This is a genomic window from Micromonospora sp. B9E7 (genome assembly GCF_039871815.1).
GTDB lineage: Bacteria > Actinomycetota > Actinomycetes > Mycobacteriales > Micromonosporaceae > Micromonospora.
On sequence record NZ_JBDPLX010000004.1, the window covers coordinates 434,250 to 459,207 of the forward strand.

3 protein-coding genes are annotated in these 24,958 nt (G+C 73.9%); all 3 read right to left on the reverse strand.

Annotated elements, in window-relative coordinates:
- Nucleotides 1-27 precede the first annotated feature (27 nt).
- The 3 genes from ABGB10_RS09365 to ABGB10_RS09375 are packed head-to-tail and all read right to left on the reverse strand — an operon-like array spanning nucleotide 28 to nucleotide 24,943.
- Entirely contained in the window at nucleotides 28-4,881 is a 4,854-nt protein-coding gene (locus tag ABGB10_RS09365) for a type I polyketide synthase (RefSeq protein ID WP_347660467.1), read from the reverse strand.
- The gene (locus ABGB10_RS09370; RefSeq protein ID WP_347660468.1) at nucleotides 4,881-15,533 is read right to left on the reverse strand and encodes a type I polyketide synthase; all 10,653 of its coding nucleotides are present in this window, start codon (nucleotides 15,531-15,533) and stop codon (nucleotides 4,881-4,883) included. Before ABGB10_RS09370 ends, ABGB10_RS09365 begins: the two co-directional genes overlap by 1 nt.
- A 38-nt stretch (nucleotides 15,534-15,571) precedes the next feature.
- Entirely contained in the window at nucleotides 15,572-24,943 is a 9,372-nt protein-coding gene (locus ABGB10_RS09375; RefSeq protein ID WP_347660469.1) for a type I polyketide synthase, read from the reverse strand.
- Nucleotides 24,944-24,958 lie beyond the last annotated feature (15 nt).

Sequence of the window (24,958 nt, forward strand, 5' to 3'; positions counted from 1 at the left end):
GTAGGTCTCCCCTTGTGAGCGTGCGGGTCAGGCGATGCCGAACTTCTTGCCGAGGAGGTCGAACATCTCCTCGTCGGTGGCGTCGGCCAGGGCTTCGCCCGCGGTCTCCACCGGCTCGGCGCGCCCGTGCTTCCAGTCGGCGACGAGCGCCTGCATGCGGGTCATCAGCCGGACGTACGTGACGTCGTCCGGTTCGAGGCTGTCCAGGGCCGCTTCCAGGCGGTCCAGGTCGTCCAGCGCGGAGCTGTCCCCCGTCCCGCCGCACAGGCTGTCCAGGAAGGCGGCGAGCGTGGTCGGGTTCGGATAGTCGAAGACGAGCGTGACGGGCAGCCGCAGCCCGGTGGCGGCACCCAGGCGGTTGCGCAGCTCCACGGCGGTGACCGAGTCGAAGCCCAGCTCCTGGAACGCCTTCTTCGGCGGCACCTCGTCGGCGGAGGCGTACCCGAGCACCGTGGCCACCTGCGCCCGTACCGTGTCCAGCAGTGCCTTGGCCCGCTCGGCCGGCGGCAGACCCGCCAGACGCGCGGCGGCGCTCTCGCCGGCTCCGTCCCCGTCGCGGGCGATCGCCGCGAGCACCTGCTGCGCCTCCGGGATCGCGCTGACCAGGGGGCTGGGCCGGGTCGCGGTGACCGCGACGAAGAACCTCTCCCACCGGATGTCGGCGACGGTGAGGAACGGCTCGTCGTGCTCCACCGCCTGGCGCAGCGTGGTGATCGCCAGCTCGGGCGCCATCTCGGCGACGCCGTGCCGGGTCAGCAGCTCACCGAACTCGCCGTCGGCCATGCCGCCGCCACCCCAGGCGCCCCAGGCGATCGCGGTGCCCGGCAGGCCGAGCGACCGGCGGTGCTGCACCAGGGCGTCCAGGTAGGCGTTGGCGGGGGCGTAGTTGCCGACGCCGGAGCTGGCCACCGTGCCGGCGAACGAGGAGAACGTGATGAACGCGTCCAGGTCCAGGTGCCGGGTCAACTCGTGCAGGTGGCGGGCGGAGTCCACCTTGGCGCGCAGGACGCCGTCGACGCGGTGGGTCTCCAGGGCGTCGATCACGCAGTCGTCGAGGACGGCGGCGCTGTGCACCACTGTGGTCAGCGGCGTCTTCGCGGGGATCGCGTCGATCAGGGCGGCCAGGGCGTCGCGGTCGGCGGCGTCGCAGGCGGCCAGGGTGACCGTCGCGCCCAGCGCGGTGAGGTCGTCGCTCAGCTGTTCGGCTCCGGGTGCGTCCGGCCCGCGGCGGCTGACCAGCAGCAGGTGCTCGGCGCCGTGCGCGGCCAGCCAGCGGGCCAGCTGGGAACCGAGACCACCGGTGCCGCCCAGGATGAGGGTGGTGCCGCGCGGCTGCCAGCGGCGAGCCGGGCTGCGGTCGCCGACCGGGGCGCGCATCAGGCGTCGGCCGAGGAGGCCGGACGCGCGGATCGCGGCCTGGTCCTCGCCGGTCGCGCCGGAGAGCAGGGCGCAGAGCAGGTTGGCACCACGCTCGTCGAGGCTCGCGGGTAGGTCCACCAGGCCGCCCCAGCGTTCCGGGTGTTCCAGGGCGGCCACCCGCCCGAAGCCCCAGAGCAGCGCCTGGGTCGGGTTGGCCAGCGGGTCGTCCGGTCCGGCGCCGATCGCGCCCCGGGACGCGCACCACAGGGGCGCGCCGACGCCGAGGTCACCGAGGGCCTGCACCAGTACGACGGTGGCGGCGAAGCCGCGCGGGGTGGAGCGGTGCTCGTGCAGGACCCGCTCGTCCAGGGCGAGCAGGGACAGCACGCCGTCGGGGCGGTCACAGCCGGCCGCGTCGAGCGCCAGGGTGAGCTGGGCGGCCAGCGCGGTGCGGTGGACGTCGACCGGGTCGATGTCGACCGGCACCACCCGCGCGCCGCCGGCGCGCAGGGCCGCGCTGACGTCGGCCGGCAGTGGGGAGTCGAGACCCGCCGGTACGGCGACCAGCCAGGTGCCGGTGAGGCGGGCGGGTCGGTCGGGGACGCGTACCCACTCGTCGCGGTAACGCCAGCTGTCCAGCTTCGAGCCGGTCTGCCGCTGCCGCCGCCAGGACGACAGCGCCGGGAGCAGGTCCCCCACCGCCGCCGGGTCGACGCCGATCGTGTCGGCGAGCACGTCGGCGTCCTGCCGCTCGACGGCGTTCCAGAAGGCCGCGTCGTCCGTGCTCGGGGCCACGGCGGCGGGAGCCGGGGGCCGCTGGGCGCCCAGCCAGTACGGCCGCCCCTGGAACGCGAAGGTCGGCAACGGCACGGTGCGCCCGTGCGGGTGGACCGTCGCGAAGTCGACCGTGGCGCCGTGCACGTACGCGGAGGCCAGCGAGTGGGTGAACCGCCGGAGCCCGCCGTCGCCGCGCCGCAGCGTGCCCAGCACCACGGCGTCGCCGCCGGCGTCCTCGGTGAGTCCGGTGAGCCCGGCGATCAGCACCGGGTGCGGGCTGATCTCGACGATCAGGGCGTGACCGGCGTCCAGGGCGGTGCGGACGGCCAGGTCGAGACGGACCGGGTTACGCAGGTTGTCGTACCAGTACGCGCCGTTCATCGCGGTGCCGTCGATCGGTGCGCCGGTGACCGTGGAGATGATCGGCACGGTGCCGGCGGTCGGCGTGATCCCGTCCAGGAGCCGGGCCAGCTCGGCCTCGATCGGCGCGACCTGGGCACAGTGCGAGGCGTAGTCCACCTGGACCTGCCGGGCGCGGACGCCGGCCGCCTGGGCCGCCGCCAGGAAGGCCGCCACGTCGGCGCCGGCCACGACCACACTGGACGGGCCGTTCACGGCCGCGACGGCGATCCCGTCGGTGAGCAGCGGTTCGACGGTGGCCAGCGGAGCGTTGACCGACACCATGCCCCCGGTGCCGGACAGGGCCAGCAGGGCGCGGCTGCGCAGGGCGACCACCTTGGCGGCGTCGGCCAGCGACAGCGCGCCGGCCACGCAGGCGGCGGCGATCTCGCCCTGCGAGTGACCGACGACCGCACCGGGCCGTACGCCACGGGAGATCCAGGTTTCGGCCAGCGACACCATCACCGCCCAGAGCGCGGGCTGGACCACGTCGACGCGGTCCAGCGCGGCCGGGTCGGTGGAACGCAGCACGTCGAACAGCGACCAGTCGACGTACGGGTCGAGGGCGGCGGCGCACTCGGCGATCCGGGCGGCGAAGACCGGCTCCTGGTCGAGCAGTTCGGTCGCCATGCCGAGCCACTGGGAGCCCTGGCCGGGGAAGACGAAGAGCGGTCTGCCGCCGAGCTGCCGGTCGGCCCGGGGGGCGCTGCCGTCGGGGAACTCGGCGAGGGTGCCCAGCATCTCCTTCCGGGTGACGCCGACGACGACCGCACGGTGGTCGAAGGTGGCCCGGGTCTTCCACAGCGAGTGGCCGACGTCCGACGGCGTGAGCGAGGGGTGGCGGGTCAGGTGGTCGTACAGGCGGCGGGCCTGCGCGGCGAGACCGGCTTCGGTGCGTGCCGAGATCGGCCAGGCGGCGACCGGACCGTCGGGGGTGTCGGTGGCGTCGGCGGGGATCTCGGTCGGCGGCTGCTCCAGGATGATGTGCCCGTTCGTGCCGGAGACGCCGAAGGACGACACCCCAGCCCGGCGCGGGTGCCCGGTCTCCGGCCACGGGATCGTCTCGGTGAGGACCTGCGCGGCGCCGGTCGACCAGTCCACGTGCGAGGTGGGCGCGTCGACGTTGAGCGTCTTCGGCAGGATCCCGTGCTGGATGGAGAGCACCGCCTTGATCAGCCCGGCGATGCCGGCCGCCGACTGGGTGTGCCCGATGTTCGACTTGACCGAGGTGATCCAGAGCGGGTTCTCCGCCGGACGGCCCCGGCCGTACGTCTCCAGCAGCGCCTGCGCCTCGATGGGGTCTCCGAGGGTGGTGCCGGTGCCGTGCGACTCGACGGTGTCGACCTGGTCCGGGGTGAGTCGGGCGTTGGCGAGCGCGGCCCGGATGACCCGCTCCTGGGCGGGCCCGTTGGGCGCGGTGAGCCCGTTGGAGGCACCGTCCTGGTTGGTCGCGCTGCCCCGCACGATCGCCAGGATCGGGTGGCCGTTGCGCTGCGCGTCGGAGAGCCGCTCGGCCATGATGATGCCGACGCCCTCTCCCCAGGCGGTGCCGTCGGCGGCCTCGGCGAACGGCTTGCACCGCCCGTCCGCGGCCAGCCCCTTCTGCCTGCTGAACAGGATGAACGCGCCCGGTGCCGCCATGATCGTGACGCCGCCGACCAGGGCCAGGTCACACTCGCGGGATCGCAGCGACTGGACCGCCCAGTGCATCGCGACGAGCGACGACGAGCAGGCCGTGTCGACCGTGACGGCCGGCCCGCCGAAGCCCAGGCTGTACGCGATCCGGCCGGACGCGACGCTGGTGGTGGTGCCGGTGCCGAGGTACATGTCGACGCCCTCGGGCGCCTCGTGCAGCGCGGTGCCGTAGTTCTGCTGGGTGATGCCGACGAACACGCCGGTCTGGCTGCCGCGCAGGCTCTGCGGGTTGACGCCGGCCCGTTCGATCGCCTCCCAGGACGCCTCCAGCAACAGCCGTTGCTGCGGGTCCATGGCGAGCGCCTCGTGCGGGCTGATCCCGAAGAACGCGGCGTCGAAGTCGGCGGCGTCGTCCAGGAACGAGCCCTCCCGGACGTAGCTCTGGCCGGGTGCGTCCGCGTCCGGGCTGTAGAGCGACTCCAGGTCCCAGCCACGGTCGGCGGGCAGCGGGCCGAGCGCGTCGCGCTCGCCGACGAGCATCTGCCAGAGGTCCTCCGGCCCGCGTACGCCGCCGGGGAACCGACAGCTCATCGAGACGATCGCGATCGGCTCCCGGTCGCGGTTCTCAGCCTCGTGCAACTGCTGCTTGGTCTCCTGAAGGGTGGTGGTGACCTTCTTGAGGAAATGGCGAAGCTTCTCGTCGTCTGCCATCACGACACTCCGAACTCTCGGGTGATGAACTCGAACATCTCGTCGTCGGTGGCCGCCTCGAGGTCCTGCGCCACGTCCGCGGCGCCGGTGGGCTCCAGCCCGGCCAGCAGGTCACGCAGGCGGCTGGTCACCTGCTCGCGTACCGATCCGTCGCCGGGCAGCGTGGCCACGGCGGCCTCGATCCGACTCAGCTCGGCCAGCAGTGGCTCGGCCGCCCCAGCCTCGTCCGGCACCACCTGCGCCCGCAGGTACGCGGCGAGCGAGTGGGCGTTCGGGTAGTCGAAGACGAGGGTGGCGCGTAGCCGCAGGCCGGTCGCGACGTTGAGTCGGTTGCGCAGCTCGACGGCGGTCAGCGAGTCGAAGCCGAGCTCCTTGAACGGCAGGGTCGGGTCCACGTCGTCGGGGCCCGGGTAGCCGAGGACGGCGGCGACGTTGGCGCGTACCACCTGAAGGACCAGGGCGTCGGCGTCCTCGTCGGCGAGACCGGCGAGTCGCTGGGCCAGGCCCACGACCGACGGGCCGTCGGCCGGTTCGGCGACCGGCCGGGCCGCGCCACGGACCAGGCCGCGCAGCAGCGCCGGTACGGTCTCCACCGGCTGGTTGCGCAGGCCGGCCAGGTCCAGGTCGGCCGGGACCAGCAGCGGCTCGTCCAGTACGCCTGCCGTGTCGAACAGGGCGAGCGCACGGGCGGTCGGCAGTCGGCGGACCCCTCCGCGTGCCACCCGGCGCAGGTCGGCGCCGTCCAGGTGCCCGGTCATGCCGCTGGCCTGCTCCCACAGGCCCCAGGCCAGGGATTCGGCGGGCAGGCCGAGCGCCCGCCGGTGCCGGGCCAGCTCGTCGAGGAAGGCGTTGGCGGCCGCGTAGTTGCCCTGTCCCGCGCCGCCGAGTACGCCGGCGGCCGAGGAGAAGAGCACGAACCGGGTGACCTTGCGGTCCCTGGTCAACAGGTGCAGGTTCCACGCGGCGTCGGTCTTCGGCGCCAGCACGGTGTCGAGGCGGTCCGGGGTGAGGGCGGTGATGACGCCGTCGTCCAGCGCGCCGGCCGCGTGCACCACGGTCAGTGGCCGGTCGGCGGGTACCCGGTCGAGGACCGTCGCGAGGGCGTCCCGGTCGGTGGCGTCGCAGGCTTCGACGGTGACCTCGGCACCGAGGTCGGTCAGGTCGGTGACCAGGGCGTCCACCCCGTCGGCGGCGCGTCCGCGACGTCCGGTCAGCACCAGCCGTCGGGCTCCGTGCTCGGTGACCAGGTGTCGGGCGAGCAGCCCGCCGAGGGTGCCGGTGCCACCGGTGATCAGCACGGTGCCGTCCGGGTCGCCGGCGGTGATGTCGGTGGGCGGTTCCGGTGCGACCGGGACCGGTGCCAGGCGTGGGGCCAGCGGCCGGCCGGCGCGGACGACCACCTGCGGCTCGCCGGAGGCGACCGCCGGGACGGCCACGGTCAGCGAGGTGGGATCGTCGTCGAGGTCGAGGAGGACGAAGCGGTCCGGGTTCTCCGCCTGGGCGGTGCGGATCAGGCCCCACGCGGCGGCCGCGGCCAGGTCACCGGCCGCATCGTCGGTGTTCGCCGCGACCGCGCCCCGGGTGACGACGACCAGCCGCGACGCTCCGAACGCGGGCTCCGCGAGCCATCGCTGCACCAGGTCGAGGGCGAGCGTGGCGCTGCGCCGCGCGCCGGTGCCGGGCTCGGCGGTGTGCGGATCCGCTGCGAGCGTCACGAAGACCATTTCCGGTACGGCCGGGGCGTTCGCCAGGGCGGCCAGGTCCGGGTATCCGGTCCCGGCGACGCGGGTCAGCTGGTACGGGTCGACGCCGACGACCGCGGTGGCCGGAGCCGTCCCGGGCAGCACCGGGGTCCAGTCCAGTCGGTACAGCGACTCGTGGTCGCCGCCGCGCGCGCTGGCCAGCCGGTCCGCCGAAACCGGCCGCATGATCAGCGAGTCGATCTCGGCGACCGGGGCGCCGGTGCTGTCGGCGACGGTGAACGAGACGCCGACGGCGCCGGCCGGCTTGAGTCGGATCCGGAAGCTGGAGGAGCCGGTGGCGTGCAGCGAGATGCCACTCCACACGAACGGCAGGCGGCTGCGCTCGGCTGGTTCGCCGTCGCCCATCCGGGTCAGGAAGTTGTTCAGCGACATGGCCTGCAGGCCGGCGTCGAGCAGGGCCGGGTGCATGCCGTACGCGCCTGCGGCGGCCCGGCCCGACTCGGGCAGGGACAGCTCCGCGTAGACGTCGTCCTCGGTGACCCAGGCGGCGCGCAGACCCTGGAACATCGGTCCGTAGTCGAACGCGGTCCGGCTGACGGCCTCGTAGAACTCGGTGAGGTCGACCGGTCGGGCGCCGGGTGGCGGCCAGGTGGTGAGCTCGGCCGGCCCGGTCGGGTCGGCGGCGGTGCTGATCGCGCCGGTGGCGTGGTGGATCCAGCCGGTGGGGCTGAGCGCGTCGGCGGGCTCTCCGTCGTCGGAGCGGGAGCGGACGTTGATGGCGCGTCGGCCGTTGCCGTCCGGTGGACCCACCCAGAGTTGTAGTTGGCGGGCACCGCGTTCGGGCACGATCAGCGGGGTGAGCAGGGTGAGTTCTTCCAGCCGTCGGCATCCGGTCTGACCTGCGACGTGCAGGGCGAGTTCGACGAAGGCGGTGCCGGGCATGACGTTGGCGCCCATCACCTTGTGCTCGCCGAGCCACGGGTGGGCCTCGACGGAGAGCAGGCCGGTGAAGAGGACGGCGTCGGAGTCGAGCAGCGGGATGGCGGCACCGAGCATCGGGTGGCTCGCCGCGCTGAGGCCGGCGGTGGCGATGTCGGCGGTGATCGGGAGGTTGACCTCGTCGACCCAGAACCGCTGGTGTTGGAAGGGGTAGGTGGGCAGGTCGACGGTCCGGGTCGTCGGGACGACGGTGGTCCAGTCGACGGGTGCGCCCTGCACCCATGCCTCGGCGAGGGCCCGCACGATCTGCCGTGGGCCGCCCTCATCTCGGCGAAGCGTCCCGACGGTGGGGACGTCGACGCTGTCGGCGATCGCCCCGGTCAACACCGGATGCGCGCTGACCTCCACGAAGATCCGATGCCCCGCCGCGTACGCCGCCTGCACCGCCAGGTCGAGACGCACCGGCTGACGCAGATTCCGATACCAGTAACCGGCGTCCATGTCCCCGCCGTCCTCCACGGTGGAGAACAGCGGCACAGCGCCGGGCAGTGGTCGCACCCCGTCGAGCACAGTGGCCAGTTCCGCCTCGACCGGCTCGACCAGAGCACAGTGCGACGCGTAGTCGACCTTCACCCGCCTGGCCCGCACCCCCGCCGCCTCCGCAGCGGCCAGGAACGCATCCAGGTCAGCACCGGCGACCACGACACTCGTCGGACCGTTGACCACCGCGACACTCACACCCTCGGTCAACAACGGGGTGACCACGTCCAGACCGGCGTTGACCGACACCATGCCGCCGCTGCCGGACAGCGCGAGGAGGGCCTGACTGCGCAACGCGACGACCTTCGCCGCGTCGCTCAGTGACAGGACCCCTGCCACACAGGCAGCGGCGATCTCACCCTGCGAGTGACCGATCACCGCATCAGGGGTCACTCCCCTGGCCCGCCACACCTCAGCCAACGCGACGTGCACCGCCCACAACACCGGCTGCACCACGTCCACCCGCTCCAACGAATCGTCGGAGCGCAGCACATCGAGGAGGTTCCAGTCCACGAACGGCGCAAGGGCCGCCGCACACTCCGCGATCCGGGCCGCGAACACCGGCTCGGACTCCAACAACTCGGCAGCCATCCCGACCCACTGCGAACCCTGACCGGGGAACACGAACACCACCCCAGCCGAACGGGCCACACCGGACACCACACTGCTCGACGGCAACCCCTCGGCCAACGCGGACAGGCCGGCGCGGTGGTCCGGGCCGAGCACCACCGCGCGCTGGACGAACTCGGATCGGCCCAGCAGCGAGTGGGCGACCTCGGCCGGCTCCGAGTCCAGGCCGGCGAGTCGGCGGGCCTGGTCGGCGACGGCCTTGGCGGTACGCCCGGACAGCACCCACGGCACGTCCGGCGACACCACGGCCGGCGCGGCGGCCGGCTCGGCCGGAGCCTCCTCGATGATCACGTGGGCGTTGGTGCCGGAGACCCCGAACGACGACACCCCCGCCCGGCGCGGACGCCCGTACGCCTCCCACGGCCTCGCGTCGGTGAGCAGTTCGACCGCGCCGGCCGACCAGTCCACCTCGGGTGTGGGCTCGTCCACGTGCAGGGTGCGCGGCATCGTCTCGTTGCGGATCGCCGCGACCATCTTGATGATCCCGGCGACACCGGCGGCGGCCTGCGCGTGCCCGATGTTCGACTTGATCGAACCGAGCCGCAGCGGCCGGTCCGCCGGCCGACCCTGACCGTAGGTGGCGAGCAGGGCCTGCGCCTCGATCGGGTCACCGAGGGTGGTGCCGGTGCCGTGCGCCTCGACCATGTCGACGTCGGCGCTGCTGAGGCCCGCGTTGGCCAGGGCGGCGCGGATGACTCGTTGCTGCGAGGGACCGTTCGGGGCGGTCAGGCCGTTGGAGGCACCGTCCTGGTTGATCGCGCTACCGCGGACCACGGCCAGGACGTGGTGGCCGTTGCGCCGCGCGTCGGAGAGCCGCTCCACCACCAGGACACCGGCGCCCTCGGCCCAGCCGATCCCGTCGGCGGACCCGGCGAACGACTTGCACCGTCCGTCCGGGGCCAGTCCGCGCTGCTGGCTGAACGCGACGAACGCGGCCGGGGTCGCCATCACCATCACGCCACCGACCAGCGCGAGGGAGCACTCCCCCTGCCGCAGCGCCTGGGCCGCGAGGTGCAGGGCGACCAGCGACGACGAGCAGGCGGTGTCCACCGACAGCGACGGACCCTCCAGCCCGAGCGCGTACGACACCCGTCCGGAGATGACGCTCGCGGTGGTGCTGGTCAGGCCGAACCCGCCGACGCTGGACGGGTCACGGCCGAGGACACCGCCGTAGTCCTGCCCGCTGGTGCCGGCGAACACGCCGGTCCGGCTGCCCCGCAGCGACACCGGGTCGATGCCGGCCCGCTCGATCGCCTCCCAGGAGACCTCGAGGAGCACCCGCTGCTGAGGGTCCATCGCGACCGCCTCGCGGGGGCTGATCCCGAAGAACGCGGCGTCGAAGTCGGTGGCGCCGTCGAGGAAGCCGCCCTCGCGGACGTAGAAGCCGCCCGGCCGGTCCGCCTCCGGGTCGTAGAGACCGGCGATGTCCCAGCCACGGTCCTCGGGAACGCCGGTGATCCCGTCGGTGCCCAGGTCGACCAGTTGCCACAGGTCCTCCGGCGTACGCACACCGCCGGGGTAGCGGCAGGCCATGCCGACGATCGCGATCGGTTCGTCCGCGGCCATCGGCGCGGTCTCGGGGCTCGCGGGTGTCGGCGCCTCGATGCCGCCCAGCTGCTCGTGCAGATATCCGGCGAGGGCCTGCGGGGTCGGGTAGTCGAAGATGAGGGTGGCCGGCAGGCGCAGCCCGGTGGCACCGCCCAACTGGTTGCGGATCTCCACGGCGGTGAGCGAGTCGACGCCGAGTTCGGAGAGGGGCTGCTGCGGCGGGACGGCCGCCGGACCGGAGTGGCCCAGGACGGCGGCTGCCTGTCCGCGTACGAGATCGAGCAGTGCCTTCTCCCGGTCCGCCTCGGCGAGGGCGGCGAGGTGGGTGAGGAAGGCGTTGCCGGCGCGGGTTTTCGTGCCCGCCCGGCCTCCCGGCTCCCGGACCAGCCCTCGCAGCAGCGCCGGAACGCCGCCCTGGGCGGCCTGCGCCCGCAGCGCGGCGAAGTCCAGCCGGGCCGGCGCGACCACCGGTGCGGACGCGGCGATCGCCCGGTCGAAGAGCGCGAGCGCGTCGGCGGACGGCATGGAGACGATGCCGCCGCGCGCGATGCGGGAGAAGTGGGTGTCGTCGAGGTGCTCGGACATGCCGCTGCGGGCGTCCCAGAGACCCCACACGAGAGACACCCCGGGCAGCCCGGCCGCCCGCCGGTGCTGGGCGAGGGCGTCCAGGTAGGCGTTGGCCGCGGCGTAGTTGCCCTGGCCGCCACCGCCGAGGGTCGCGGCGAGCGAGGAGAACAGGACGAACGCGCTGAGGTCCGCGTCCCGGGTCAGGTCGTGCAGGTGGTGGGCGGCGTCGACCTTGGGCCGCAGCACCGCGCCGACCCGTCCCGGGGTGAGCGCGCTGACCACGCCGTCGTCGGAGACCCCGGCGGCGTGCACCACAGCGGTCAGCGGGTGCTCGGCAGGCACGGACGCGAGCAGCGCGGCGACTGCGGCACGGTCGGCCGTGTCGCAGGCTTCCAGGGTCACCGCGGCGCCCAGTGTGGTCAGTTCGGCGCAGAGTTCCGCGCTGCCCTCGGCGGCGCTGCCCCGGCGGCTGGTGAGCAGCAGGTGCCGCGCGCCGTGCCGGGTGACCAGGTGTCGGGCCAGCAGGCCGCCCAGGGTGCCGGTGGCGCCGGTGATCAGAACGGTGCCGTCCGGGTCGAGTGGGGGGTTCGGTTCCCGGGGCGGGGCGAGCCGGGCCAGCCGGGGCACCCGCACCACGCCGCGTCGTACCGCCACCTGCGGTTCGCCGGAGGTGGCCGCCTCGATCAGCCGGCCCGCGCTTCCCGGGTGCCCGTCCAGGTCGGCCAGGACGAACCGCTCCGGGTTCTCCGACTGGGCCGAGCGGATCAGACCCCAGACCGGGGCGGCGGACAGGTCGGTCACGTCCTCGTCCGGGCCGGCGGCGATCGCCTGGCGGGTGACCAGGACCAGCCGGGCCCCGTCGAACGCCGGGTCGTCCAGCCAGTGCTGCGCGGTGACCAACGCGGCGACCGTGGTGGCGTGGGTGGACCGGGGATCGGAGTCGGCTCCGGAGCAGCCGGCCAGGACCAGGTCCGGGCGGTCCGCGCCGCCGGCCAGGGCGACACCGAGGGCCGCGAGGTCCAGGTAGCGGTCGGCGGCGATGTCGGCGAGTTCGGGCAGGTCGTCACCGATGATCGCGATCCGGCCGGGGTCGACGGCGGTGGTCGTGACGGCCGGCCAGTCGACGTGGAAGAGCGTGTCGTCGGGGGTGGCGAGTTGGTCGGCGGAGATGGGACGCAGCGTGAGCATCCGCACCTCGGCGACCGGCGCGCCGGTGGCGTCCGCGACGGCGACGCTCACGTCGGCGTTCTCCGCGATCCGCACCCGGACCCGCAGGTCGGTGGCGCCGGCCGAGTGCAGTGCGACGTCGTTCCAGGCGAACGGCAGCCGGTTGCCCTGCTCGGTGGTCCGGGCCGGCAGCAGGCCGGTGGCGTGCATGGCCGCGTCGAGCAGCGCCGGGTGCAGGCCGAAGTCGGCCGGGTCGGTGCCGCTGCCGTCCGGGATGCGCACCTCGGCGTACGCGTACTCGCCGGCCACCCAGGCCCGCTGGAGCGCCTGGAACGCGGGCCCGTAGGTGAAGCCCTGCGCGGCGAGCCGGTCGTAGAAACCGGTCAGGTCGGCGGGTCGGGCGTCGGCCGGTGGCCAGGTGGTGAAGTCCCGCCAGTCGGCGGTGGACGCCTCGGCGGCCTGGACCACACCGACGGCGTGGCAGGTCCACGGCTTGTCCGGGTCGGTGGGGTCGACCGCTCGGGAGTGGATGGTGACGGCACGGGAGCCGTCGTCCTCGGCCGGGCCGACCGACACCTGAAGTTCGGTGTCGCCGCGCTCGGCCAGCACCAGCGGCGCCTGGAGGGTGAGTTCCCGCAGGTGGCCGGCGCCGACCTGCTCGCCGGCGCGCAGGGCCAGCTCCACGAAGCCGGTGCCGGGCACCAGCACGGTGCCCTGCACCGCGTGGTCGGCGAGCCAGGAGTGCTGGTCCAGGCTGAGCCGGCCGGTGTAGAGGAAGCCGCCGCCGTCGGCGAGCGCGACGGCCGCACCGAGCAGTGGGTGCCCCGCCGGGCGGACGCCCACGTTGGTCAGGTCACCGGTCCACCGGCGGGAGGTGTCCGGCCAGTAGCGTTCGTGCTGGAAGGCGTAGGTGGGCAGGTGGACCGGCCGTCCGGCGGGGAGCACGGCACGCCAGTCGAGGGACACCCCGTGCACGTGCAGGCGGCCGAGCGCGGCGAGCAGCGCCGCCGGCTCGGGGCGGTCCTTGCGCAGCGCGGGGACGACCACCTGGCCGGCGGTCAGGCAGTCCTCGGCCAGGGCGGTCAGGACGCCGCCCGGGCCGATCTCCACCAGGGTGGTGACGCCGGCGTCGACCAGGGCGGCGACGCCGTCGGCGAAGCGGACGGCATCCCGGACGTGGCGCACCCAGTAGGCGGCGTCCAGCCGTTCGTCGAGCCGGCCGGTGACGTTGGAGACGATCGGGATGCGCGGCTCGTGGTAGGTGACGCTCTCCGCGATCCGGCGGAAGTCGTCGAGCATCGGCTCCATCAGCGCCGAGTGGAAGGCGTGGCTGACGGTCAGCCGCCTGGTCTTGCCGAAGTTCGCGGCGACCGCCTCGACCGCCTGCTGTTCGCCGGAGAGCACGACGGAGCGCGGGCCGTTGACCGCCGCGATCGAGACGCCCTCGGTCAGCAGCGGCAGCACCTCGGCCTCGGTGGCCCGCACCGCGACCATCACCCCGCCTGTCGGCAACGCCTGCATCAGGGTGCCGCGCGCGGCGACCAGTGTCGCCGCGTCCGCGAGGGACAGCACCCCGGCGACGTGCGCCGCGGCCAGCTCACCGATCGAGTGGCCGATCAGGTGGCCGGGCACGACGCCCCAGGACTCGACGAGCCGGTACAACGCCACCTCGACGGCGAAGAGACCGGCCTGGGTGTAGGCGGTCTGGTCCAGCAGGCCGTCGGGGTTCTCCGCGATCACCCGGCGCAGCGGCTGCTCCAGGTGCGGTTGGAGCGCGTCGCAGACCTCGTCGAACGCGGCGGCGAAGACCGGGTACGTGGCGTACAGGTCGCTGCCCATGCCGGCCCGTTGGGAACCCTGGCCGGAGAAGAGGAACGCGGTACGCGCGGGCTCCCGCTGGCCGGTGAGCACTCCGGTGTCGAGGCGCCCCTCCGCCAGCGCCGCGAGCCGGTGCACCAGGTCGGCGCGGTCACCGGGGAGGATCACGGCCCGGTGGTCGAACGTGCTGCGGGCGGCCGTCAGGGCGTACGCCAGGTCGCGTAGGCCGACCCGGTCGTCGCCGGCCACCCGGGCGAGCAGTTTCGCCGCCTGCGCCCGCAACGCCCGCTCGGTACGCCCGGACAGCAGCCACGGTCCGTCCGGTGCGGTGCTCGCCACCGGTTCGGTGTCGTCGGCGAGCACCGGGGCCTGTTCGAGGACCACGTGCACATTGGTGCCGCTGACCCCGAACGAGGAGACCGCCGACCGGCGTGGCTCGTCGGTCCGGGGCCACGGCTGCCGGCTGGTCAGCAGTTCGACGGCGCCCTCGGACCAGTCGACCTGCGGGGTCGGCTCGTCGACGTGCAGCGTCTGCGGCAGGACGCCGGCGCGCATCGCGAGGACCATCTTGATGATCCCGGCGACGCCCGCGGCGGCCTGGGTGTGGCCGAGGTTGGACTTGATCGAGCCGAGCCACAGGGGGCGCTGCGGATCGCGGTCCTGCCCGTACGTGGCGATGAGGGCCTGCGCCTCGATCGGGTCACCGAGGCTGGTGCCGGTGCCGTGGGCCTCGACCGTGTCGATCTGGTTCGGGGTGAGGCCGGCGTTGGCCAGCGCCCGTTGGATGACGCGCTGCTGCGCCGGGCCGTTCGGGGCGCTGAGCCCGTTCGAGGCGCCGTCCTGGTTGACCGCCGAGCCGCGGATCACGGCGAGGATCGGGTGACCGTTGCGCTGCGCGTCGCTGAGCCGCTCCAGGACCAGCACACCGGCGCCCTCCGCCCAGCCGGTGCCGTCGGCCGCGGCGGCGAACGCCTTGCACCGCCCGTCGCCGGACAGGCCGCCCTGGCGGGAGAATTCGAGGAACGCGCCCGGCGTGGCCATCACGGTGGCGCCACCGGCGAGCGCGAGCCCACATTCTTGCTGGCGTAGGGCCTGCGCGGCGAGGTGCAACGCCACCAGCGACGACGAGCACGCGGTGTCGACGGTGACCGCCGGACCCTCCAGCCCGAGGCAGTACGAGATCCGGCCGGAGACGACCGCCGCCGCGTTGCCGGTGAGCAGGTGCCCCTCCAGCCCTTCGGAGGCGCCCAGCAGCAGCGTTCCGTAGTCCTGGCCGGCGGTGCCGGCGAAGACACCGGTCTGGCTGCCCTTCAGCGTCGACGGGTCGATCCCGGCCTGCTCCAGGGCCTCCCAGGTGACCTCCAGCAGCATCCGTTGCTGCGGGTCCATCGCGGTGGCCTCGCGCGGCGAGATGCCGAAGAAGGCCGCGTCGAAGTCGGCCGCGTCGTAGACGAAGCCGGCCTGGCGGGCGTCGGAGGTGCCGGTCGCGCCGTCGCCGAACAGGGCGTCCAGGTCCCAGCCCCGGTCGTCCGGGAACTCCGCCATCGCGTCGCGCCCGTCGAGCAGCAGCTGCCACAGGTCCTCGGGGGTACGCACGTCGCCGGGGAAACGGCAGCCCATGCCGATGATGGCGATCGGCTCCTGCTCGCCCGCCTCGACCTCGCGCAGCCGTTGCCGCGTCTGGTGCAGGTCGGCGGTGACCCGCTTCAGGTAGTCGAGGAGCTTGTCTTCAGTCAGCATCGCTTGCCAACCCCTCCGGATGCGCGCAGCGTTCGGTGTCAGGACACCGAAAGTTGCGTGTCGATGAAGTCGAAGATCTCGTCGGCGCTGGCCGACTGGAGCTTCTCGGTGACGGTGTCGCCGGTGTGTTCGGTGGTGCCGTGCACGTCGGCCAGGAGTGTCTGCAGTCGGGCGGTGAGCTGGGCCCGTGCGCCCTTGTCGAGGGTTCGCCCGGCGATCAGCCCGGCGAGCCGGTCCACCTCGGCCAGCAGCGGCAGCTCGGCATCCGAGTCACCGACGATCCGGCCGACCAGGTGTGTGGTGAGGGCCCGGGCGGTGGGGTGGTCGAAAGCCAGGGTCGCCGGCAGTTTCACGCCGGTCGCCGCGCTGATCTGGTTGCGGAGCTGCACCGCCGTCAGCGAGTCGAATCCGAGTTCCTTGAACGCCCGGTCCGGTTCCACCGCCGTGCTGTCCGGGTGGCCGAGCACCGAGGCAGCCTGGGCGCGGACCAGGTCGAGCAGGACGGCGTCCCGGTCGGCCGGGTCGAGCCCGTCGATCCGGCGCAACCACGGCGCGGTCGACGGGTCGCCGGTGCCGGCGGCGAGCGCGGCGCGCATCGCGGGCAGGTCGCTGACCAGACGTGGCGGGCCCGCCGGGTGCTGCTCGGCGAAGCGGTCCCAGCCGATGTCGGCCAGCACGATCCGGGTGTCGGCGTGGTCGAGGACCTGGCCCAGCGCGGTCAGCGCGGACGAGGTGGGCAGCGGGTTGTTGGCGGGATCGCCGCCGGCGGCCTCGCTCTGCGCCCATTCGCCCCAGGCGATCGAGGTGGCGGGCAGACCCGCGGCGGCGCGCCGGGCGGCCAGGGCGTCGAGATACGCGTTCGTGGCCGCGTACGCGCCCTGTCCGGTGCTGCCGAGCGTCCCGGCGAGCGCCGAGAACAGCACGAACGCGGTCAGGTCGTGATCACGGGTCAGCTCGTGCAGGTGGCGGGCTCCGGTTGCCCGGCCGGCGGCGACGGCGGCCAGACGGTCACCGGTGAGTCCGGTCAGCAGGCCGGAGTCGCGGGTGCCGGCGAGGTGGAAGACGGCGGTCAGGTCGTCGATGCCGTCGACAAGCGCGCGCAGGGCATCGCGGTCGGCGACGTCGCAGGCGGCGACCGTCACCCGGGCGCCGAGCTGTTCCAACTCGGTGCGCAGGTCGTCGGCACCGGGGGCGTCCGGACCTCGACGGCTGGTGAGCACCAGGTGCTCGGCGCCGCGTCCGGCCAGCCAGCGGGCCACCTGCGCGCCGATCGCGCCGGTGCCGCCGGTGACCAGTGTGGTGCCGGTGGGCGACCAGCCGGACGTCGGCGTCGTGGCGGTGAGCGGAGCCGGCCGCAGGCGGCGGGCGACCGCCCCGGCGGACCGGATCGCCACCTGGTTCTCGCCGGTCGAACCCGGCTCGCCGCGGAGGGTGACGGCGAGCCGGGTTCCGGCCACCGGGTCGAGAGTGTCGGGCAGATCGATCAGCCCGCCGAAGCGCTGCGGGTCCTCGGCCTCGAGTACGGGTCCAAGGCCCCAGAGCATCGCCTGGGCCGGATGCGGCACGTCCTCGCCGGGGGCGACGGCAACCGCCCCGCGGGTGACGCACCACAGTTTCGCCGGGGAGCCGATGTCGCCGAGCGTCTGCAGCAGCGTCAGCGTGGCGGTCGTCCCGGTGGTGATCTGCGGGTTCTCTCGATCCGGACGTTGGTCGAGCGCGAGCAGCGACAGGACCCCGGCGATCGGGATGTCGATGTCGGAGAGCCGGTTCAGCAGAGCGGCCAGCTCGGTGCGCTCGGTGGTGGCGGGTGCGATCTCCAGGACCTCGGCGCCGTGGTCGCGCAGGGCGGCGGCGCAGTCGGTGGCGATCCGGTGCTGGTCGGTGGTGTCGGGTACGACGAGCAGCCAGGTGCCGTCGAGCCGGGGTGCGGTGCCGGCGTCCGGGATCGGGTTCCAGCCGACGGTGTAGCGCCAGGTGTCGGTGGTGCCCCTCTCCCGACGGGTGCGCCGCCAGTTGGCGAGCGCCGGCAGCAGGTCGACGCCGTCGCCGGTGATGCCCAGCGGGGTCAGGTCGCCGTCCTCGACGGCCTGCCAGAACTGGCTGTCCACCGGGTCGGAGGTGGTCATCGCGCCGCCACCGGTGGGCCAGTAGCGCTGGTGCTGGAACGGGTAGGTGGGCAGGTCGACGACCCGGGTGGCCGGGATGACGCTGCTCCAGTCGACAGGTGCGCCGCGTACCCACGCCTCGGCCAGGACTCGGACGACCTGGTCGGTGCCGCCCGCGCCACGGCGCAGGGTGCCGACCGTGGCCGCGTCGACCGTGTCGGCGATCGCGCCGGTGAGCACCGGGTGGGCGCTGACCTCGATGAAGATCCGGTGCCCGGCGGCGTACGCGGCCTCGACGGCCAGGTCCAGGCGCACCGGCTGGCGCAGGTTTCGGTACCAGTAGGCGGCGTCCATCGCGCCGCCGCCCTGCACGCTGGAGAAGACCGGCACCGCACCGGCCAGCGGCGACACGCCGTCCAGCAGCCGGGCCAGCTCGGCCTCGACCGGCTCGACCAGCGCGCAGTGCGAGGCGTAGTCCACCTTGACCCGCTTGGCCCGGACGCCGGCCACCTCCGCGACGGCCAGGAACACGTCCAGGTCGGCGGGGGCGCCCGCGACGACCACGCTGGTCGGGCCGTTGACGACGGCGACGTTCACACCGTCGGTGAGCAACGGGGTGACCACGTCCAGACCGGCGTTGACCGAGACCATGCCGCCGGTGCCGGCGACCGCCAGCAGGGCCTTGCTGCGCAACGCGACCACCTTGGCGGCGTCACCGAGCGAGAGGACACCTGCGACACAGGCCGCGGCGATCTCGCCCTGCGAGTGACCGATCACCGCGTTCGGGACGACACCCCGGGCCCGCCACACCTCGGCCAGCGCGACGTGCACCGCCCACAACACCGGCTGCACCACGTCGACGCGCTCCAACGGGTCGTCGGACCGCAACACGTCCAGCAGGTTCCAGTCCACGAAGGGATCCAGAGCAGCGGCGCACTCGGCGATCCGGGCCGCGAACACCGGCTCGGCGTCGAGCAGCCCCACCGCCATGCCGACCCACTGCGAACCCTGACCGGGGAAGACGAAGACGACCTCGGCGTCGGGGTACGTGGACCCGGTGATCACCGAACTCGACGGCAGACCCTCGACGAGCGCGTCCAGACCGGCCGCGTGCTCCGGGCCGAGGACCACGGCCCGCTGGCTGAACGCCGACCGGGTCGCGGCCAGCGAGTAGGCCACCTCGCCGGCCGGGGCGTCCAGCGCGGCGAGCTGCCGTGCCTGGTCGGCGACGGCCTTCGCGGTACGCCCGGTCAGCAGCCACGGCACGTCCGACGTCGTCGCGGCGACCTCGTCGGCGGCGAGCGCGGGCGCCTCCTCGATGATCACGTGGGCGTTGGTGCCGGAGACCCCGAACGACGAGACGCCGGCCCGGCGCGGGCGCTCCCCCGCACTCCACGGCCGCGGCTCGGTGAGCAACTCCACCGCGCCGTCGGACCAGTCCACCTGCGGCGTCGGCTCGTCCACGTGCAGGGTCCGGGGCAGGGTTTCGTGCCGTAGCGCCTCGACCATCTTGATGATCCCGGCGACCCCGGCGGCGGCCTGGGTGTGCCCGATGTTCGACTTGACCGAACCGAGCCACAGCGGCTGGTCGGCGGGACGTTCCTGACCGTAGGTGGCGAGCAGCGCCTGGGCCTCGATCGGGTCGCCGAGGCGGGTTCCGGTGCCGTGCGCCTCGACCACGTCGACATCTGCGGCGGACAATCCGGAATTGGCCAGGGCGGCCCGGATGACGCGTTGTTGGGAAGGCCCGTTCGGCGCGGTCAATCCATTCGAGGCACCGTCCTGATTGACTGCGGAACCGCGTACCACGGCGAGCACCCGGTGGCCGTTTCGGCGCGCGTCGGAAAGCCTCTCCACGAGGAGCATCCCGACTCCCTCGGAGAATCCGGTGCCGTCGGCCGCCCCCGCGAAGGCCTTGCAGCGGCCGTCCTCGGCCAGGCCCCGCTGGCGGGAGAAACCGACGAACAACGAAGGGGTGGCCATCACCGTCACGCCACCGGCCAGCGCGAGATCGCACTCGCCGCTGCGTAGGGCCTGCGCCGCCAGGTGCAGCGCCACCAGGGACGACGAGCAGGCCGTGTCGACGGTGACCGCCGGCCCCTCCAGACCCAGCACGTAGGACACCCGACCGGACAGGACCGCACCGGCGTTGCCGGTGGCCAGGTAACCCTCCAGACCGTCGGAGGCGCCGAACAGCACAGCGGAGTAGTCGGAACCATTGGTGCCGGCGAAGACGCCCGTACGCGAACCGGCGAGGCCCGCCGGGTCGATTCCGGCGCGCTCGACCGCCTCCCAGGAGGCTTCCAACAACAACCGCTGCTGAGGATCCATCGCTAATGCCTCACGCGGATTGACACCAAAGAATTCGGCATCGAACTCACCTACGTCGTAGAGAAACCCGCCGTTCCGGGTGTATGTGGTCCCAGCGTTGTCGGGATCGGGATCGAACAACACCCCTAAATCCCAGCCCCGATCCGCAGGAAAGGCGCCCATGCCGTCGCCGTCCGCGACGACCAGCCGCCACAGGTCCTCCGGGGAGCCGACGCCGCCCGGGTAACGGCAGCTCATGCCCACGATGGCGATCGGCTCGTCCGCCGCCACGGCGGTCGTCGGGACCGGGGTGGCCGGTCCGGTGTCGGTGTCCAGGAGCTGCTCGCGCAGCCGGGCGCTGAGGGCGTGCGGCGACGGGTGGTCGAAGACCATGGTGGCCGGCAGGCGCAGACCGGTGGCGCGGGCCAGCCGGTTGCGCAGCTCGACGCCGGTCACCGAGTCGAAGCCGAGTTCCTGGAAGGTGCGGCGCGGTTCGACCGCCTCCGGCGACGGGTAGCTGAGCACGGCGGCCACCTGGGTGCGGACCAGGTCGAGCAGGGTGCGCCGCTGGTCCGCCTCGGACTGGCCGGCGAGCTGCCGGGCGTACCCGTTGGCGGGTGTCGCGGCCGGGTCGCCGTCACCGGTCGTCGCGGTGCGCGACCGCAGCGCCCGCACCTCGGGCACCGCGTCGAGCAGCGGGGCCGCCCGGGTGGCGGTGAAGGCGACGAAGTACCGGTCCCAGGCGATGTCGGCGATGGCCAGGTACGTCTCGTCGTGGTCGACCGCGCCGCGCAGCGCCTCGATGGCGAGGGCCGGCGCCATGCCGGGCATGCCGTGCCGGTCCAGCAGGTCACCGAAGCGACCGTCGGCCAGCCCGCCACCGTCCCAGGCGCCCCAGGCCACCGAGAGGGCGTGCCGCCCGGCCGCACGGCGTTGCTGGGCGAGCGCGTCGAGGTAGGCGTTCGCCGGGGCGTAGTTGCCCACGCCGGAGCTGGCCAGGGTGCCGGCCACCGACGAGCAGAGCATGAAGACGGACAGGTCCAGGTCGCGGGTCAGCTCGTCCAGGTTGGTGGCGGCGGTCATCTTGGCGTGCAGGGCACGCGACATCCGGTCGACGTCGAGGGCGTCGACGACGGTGTCGTCGATGGCGGCGGCGGTGTGCACCACGGCGGTCAACGGGTGCTCGGCGGGCACGTCCGCGAGGACTCCGGCCAGCGCGTCCCGGTCGCCGACGTCGCAGGCCACCACGGAGACCGCGGCGCCCAGTGCGGTGAGTTCGGTGGCGAGGTCGGCGGCACCCGGCGCGTCCGGCCCACGACGGCTGAGCAGCAGCAGGTGCCCGGCGCCGGAGCGGGCCAGCCAGCGGGCGATGTGTCCGCCGAGGGCGCCGGTGCCGCCGGTGATCAGGACGGTGCCCTCGGGGGTCCAGCGGCGGGTCGGGGCGCTCTCGGCGAGCGGCGCGCGGACCAGCCGGCGACCGAAGACGCCACTGCTGCGCAGCGCCACCTGGTCCTCGCCGGTGGCTCCGGAGAGAACGGTGGCGAGCAGCCCCCGGGTACGCTCGTCCACCTCGCCGGGAAGGTCGACGAGCCCACCCCACCGGTCCGGGTGCTCCAGCGCGGCGACCCGCCCGAAGCCCCAGACCAGCGCCTGGACCGGGTTGGTGACCGGGTCGGTACGACCGACCGACACCGCGCCCGAGGTGGCGCACCACAGCGGCGCACCGAGGTCGGCGATCCCGAGTGCCTGGGTGAGGGCGACCGTGGCGGCGAAGCCGGCCGGCACGTCCGGATGGTGCGGCAGCGGTCGTTCGTCCAGGGCGAGCAGGGACAGGATGCCGCCGGGCTGGGCGCCACGCAGGGTGTCGGCCAGCGAGTCCCGGTCGGCGGTACGGGTGTCGACCTCGACGGCGATGACCCCGGCGGCGTGCCGGCCGAGCGTGTCGAGGGCGGCGGTGACCCGGTCGTCGCCGCGCCGCCCGGCCGGGACCAGGACCAGCCAGGTGCCGGCGGGGGTGCCGTCGGCGCCTCCCGGGTGCGGGCGCCACGCGATGTGGTACCGCCACGAGTCGACGGTCGCCTGGTCGCGACTGCCCCGGTGCCACGAGGTGAGGCTGGGCAGGATCGGCTCGACCACCTCACCGGGGACGCCGAGGGTGGCGGTGAGCGCGCCCACGTCGGCCCGGTCCACAGCCGACCAGAAACCCGCCTCGGCCGGGGTGCCACCACCGGTGCCGGTGCCCGGGTCGGCCGCGCCGAACTCCACCTCCAACCAGTAGCGCTGGTGCTGGAACGGGTAGGTGGGCAGGGCGACGGTACGCGCGCCGGGAAACACCGCCGGCCAGTCCAGCCGGACGCCGTGCACGTGGGCCTCGGCCAGCGACCGGGTGAAGCGGGCCAGCCCACCCTCGTCCCGGCGCAGACTGCCGATGACCGCGGCGGCCTCGTCCGCGCCGCCGAGCAGTTCGGTGAGCCCAACGGTCAGCACGGGGTGCGGGCTGCACTCCACGAAGACGTGGTGCCCGTCGGCGCGCAGCCGTTCCACGGTCTCCGCGAAGAGGACCTGCTGGCGCAGGTTGCGGAACCAGTAGTCGCCGTCCACAGTGGTGGTGTCGAGCGGCTCGCCGGTGACGGTGGAGTAGAACGGGATCTCCGCCGGGCCGGGGGTCAGCCCCTCCAGGGCGGTCAGTACGGCGTCGCGGATCCGCTCCACGTGCGCGGAGTGCGAGGCGTAGTCCACGTTGATCCGCCGGGCCCGTACGCCGTCGCGCTCACACTCGGCGAGCAGTTCGTCCAGGGCGTCCGCGTCTCCGGCCACCACGACCGAGGCCGGCCCGTTGACCGCGGCGACGCTGATCCGCCCGGGGTAGGTCTCCAGTCGTCGCCGTACCGCGTCGGCGGGTGCCGCGACCGAGACCATGCCGCCCAGCCCGGACAACGCCGACAGGGCCTGGCTGCGCAACGCGACGACCTTCGCGCCGTCGTCCAGGGACAGCGCTCCGGCGACGACCGCGGCGGCGATCTCACCCTGGGAGTGGCCGACGACCGCGGCCGGGACGACACCGTACGAGCGCCACAGCTCGGCGAGCGCGACCATGACCGCCCAGAGCGCGGGCTGCACCACGTCGACCCGCTTCAGCACGGCCGGGTCGGTGGAGCGCAGCACGTCGAGCAGCGACCACTCGGTGTACGGCCGCAGAGCCGCGGCGCACTGCTCGATCCGCGCGGCGAACACCGGCGCGGTCTCCATCAGCTCCGCTGCCATGCCGACCCACTGGGAGCCCTGACCGGGGAAGACGAGCACCGCGCCGGCGGCCTGACCATGGCAGGCGTACGCGTCCGCGGCGTCCGGCCCCCGGGCGGCGAGCGTGTCCAGGCGCTCGCGCAGGCCGGCCAGGTCACGGCCGACCAGCACGGCCCGGTGTTCCAGGGCCGCCCGGGTGGTGGCCAGGGAGAAGCCGACGTCGGCGGGGTCGACGGGCCCCACGGTGTCCAGGTGGGTGGCGAGCCGGCGGGCCTGCTCCAGCATCGCCGCCTCGGTACGCCCGGACAGCACCCACGGCAGCACTCCAGCGGCCGGCGCCGGGGTCACCGGGTCGGACGACGGGGCCGGGGCCTCCTCCAGGATCACGTGCGCGTTGGTGCCGCTGACCCCGAACGCCGACACGCCACCACGGCGGGGCAGCCCGGTGTCCGGCCACGGCAGGCGTTCGGTGGCCAGCGCGACAGTGCCGGCCGACCAGTCGACCTGCGGGGTGGGCTCGTCGACGTGCAGGGTGGGCGGGACCACGCCGTGCTGGATGGCGAGTGCCATCTTCATCATGCCGGCGATGCCGGCGGCAGCCTGGGTGTGGCCGATGTTCGACTTGACCGAGCCGATCAGCAGCGGCCGTTCGGCGGCGCGCTGCTTGCCGTACGTGGCGATGAGGGCCTGCGCCTCGATCGGGTCGCCGAGGGTGGTGCCGGTGCCGTGGGTCTCGACCACGTCGACCTGGGCGGCGGTCAGCTTCGCGTCGGCGAGCGCCTGACGGATCATCCGCTGCTGGGCCGGGCCGTTCGGGGCGGTGAGGCCGTTGGACGCGCCGTCCTGGTTAAGGGCGCTACCGCGGACCACCGCGATGACCGGGTGACCCCGGCGCTGCGCGTCGGAGAGCTTCTCCAGCAGCACCACGCCGACGCCCTCGGCCCAGCCGGTGCCGTCGGCGGACGCGGCGAACGGCTTGCAGCGGCCGTCGCGGGCCAGGCCACGCTGCCGGCTGAACTCGACGAACGGGGTCGGCGTCGACATGATCGCGACGCCACCGGCCAGGGCGAGGGAACACTCGTCGCGGCGCAGCGCCTGGGCCGCCAGGTGCACGGCGACCAGCGACGACGAGCAGGCGGTGTCGATCGTGACGGCCGGCCCCTCCAACCCGAGGGAGTACGCGATCCGCCCGGACACCACGCTTGTCGAGCTGCCGGTGAGCAACTGTCCCTCGATGGCGTCCGGGGCGCTCATCAGCACCCGGGCGCTGTAGTCCTGCATGGTGACGCCGGCGTAGACACCGGTGCTGGTGCCGCGCAGCGACAGCGGGTCGATCCCGGCGCGTTCGAAGGTCTCCCACGCCGATTCGAGCAGCAGTCGCTGCTGCGGGTCCATCGTCAGGGCCTCGCGTGGCGAGATCCCGAAGAACGCGGCGTCGAACTCGCCGATCGCGTCGATGAACCCACCGTGCCTGGTGTACGTGGTGCCGCGGTGCTCCGGGTCGGGGTCGTAGAGCTCCTCCACGTTCCATCCCCGGTCGGCCGGGAACTCGGTGATGCCGTCCCGGCCGTCGGCGAGCATCCGCCACAGCTGTTCCGGGCTGTTCACACCGCCCGGGAAGCGGCAGCTCATCGCGACGATCGCGATCGGCTCCTGGTCGCGTGACTCGACGGCCTGCAGCTGCCGCTTGGTGCGCCGCAGATCAGCGGTGACCTTCTTGAGGTAGTCGAGAAGCTGCTGCTCATCGGCCATCGTTCGGCCCTCCCC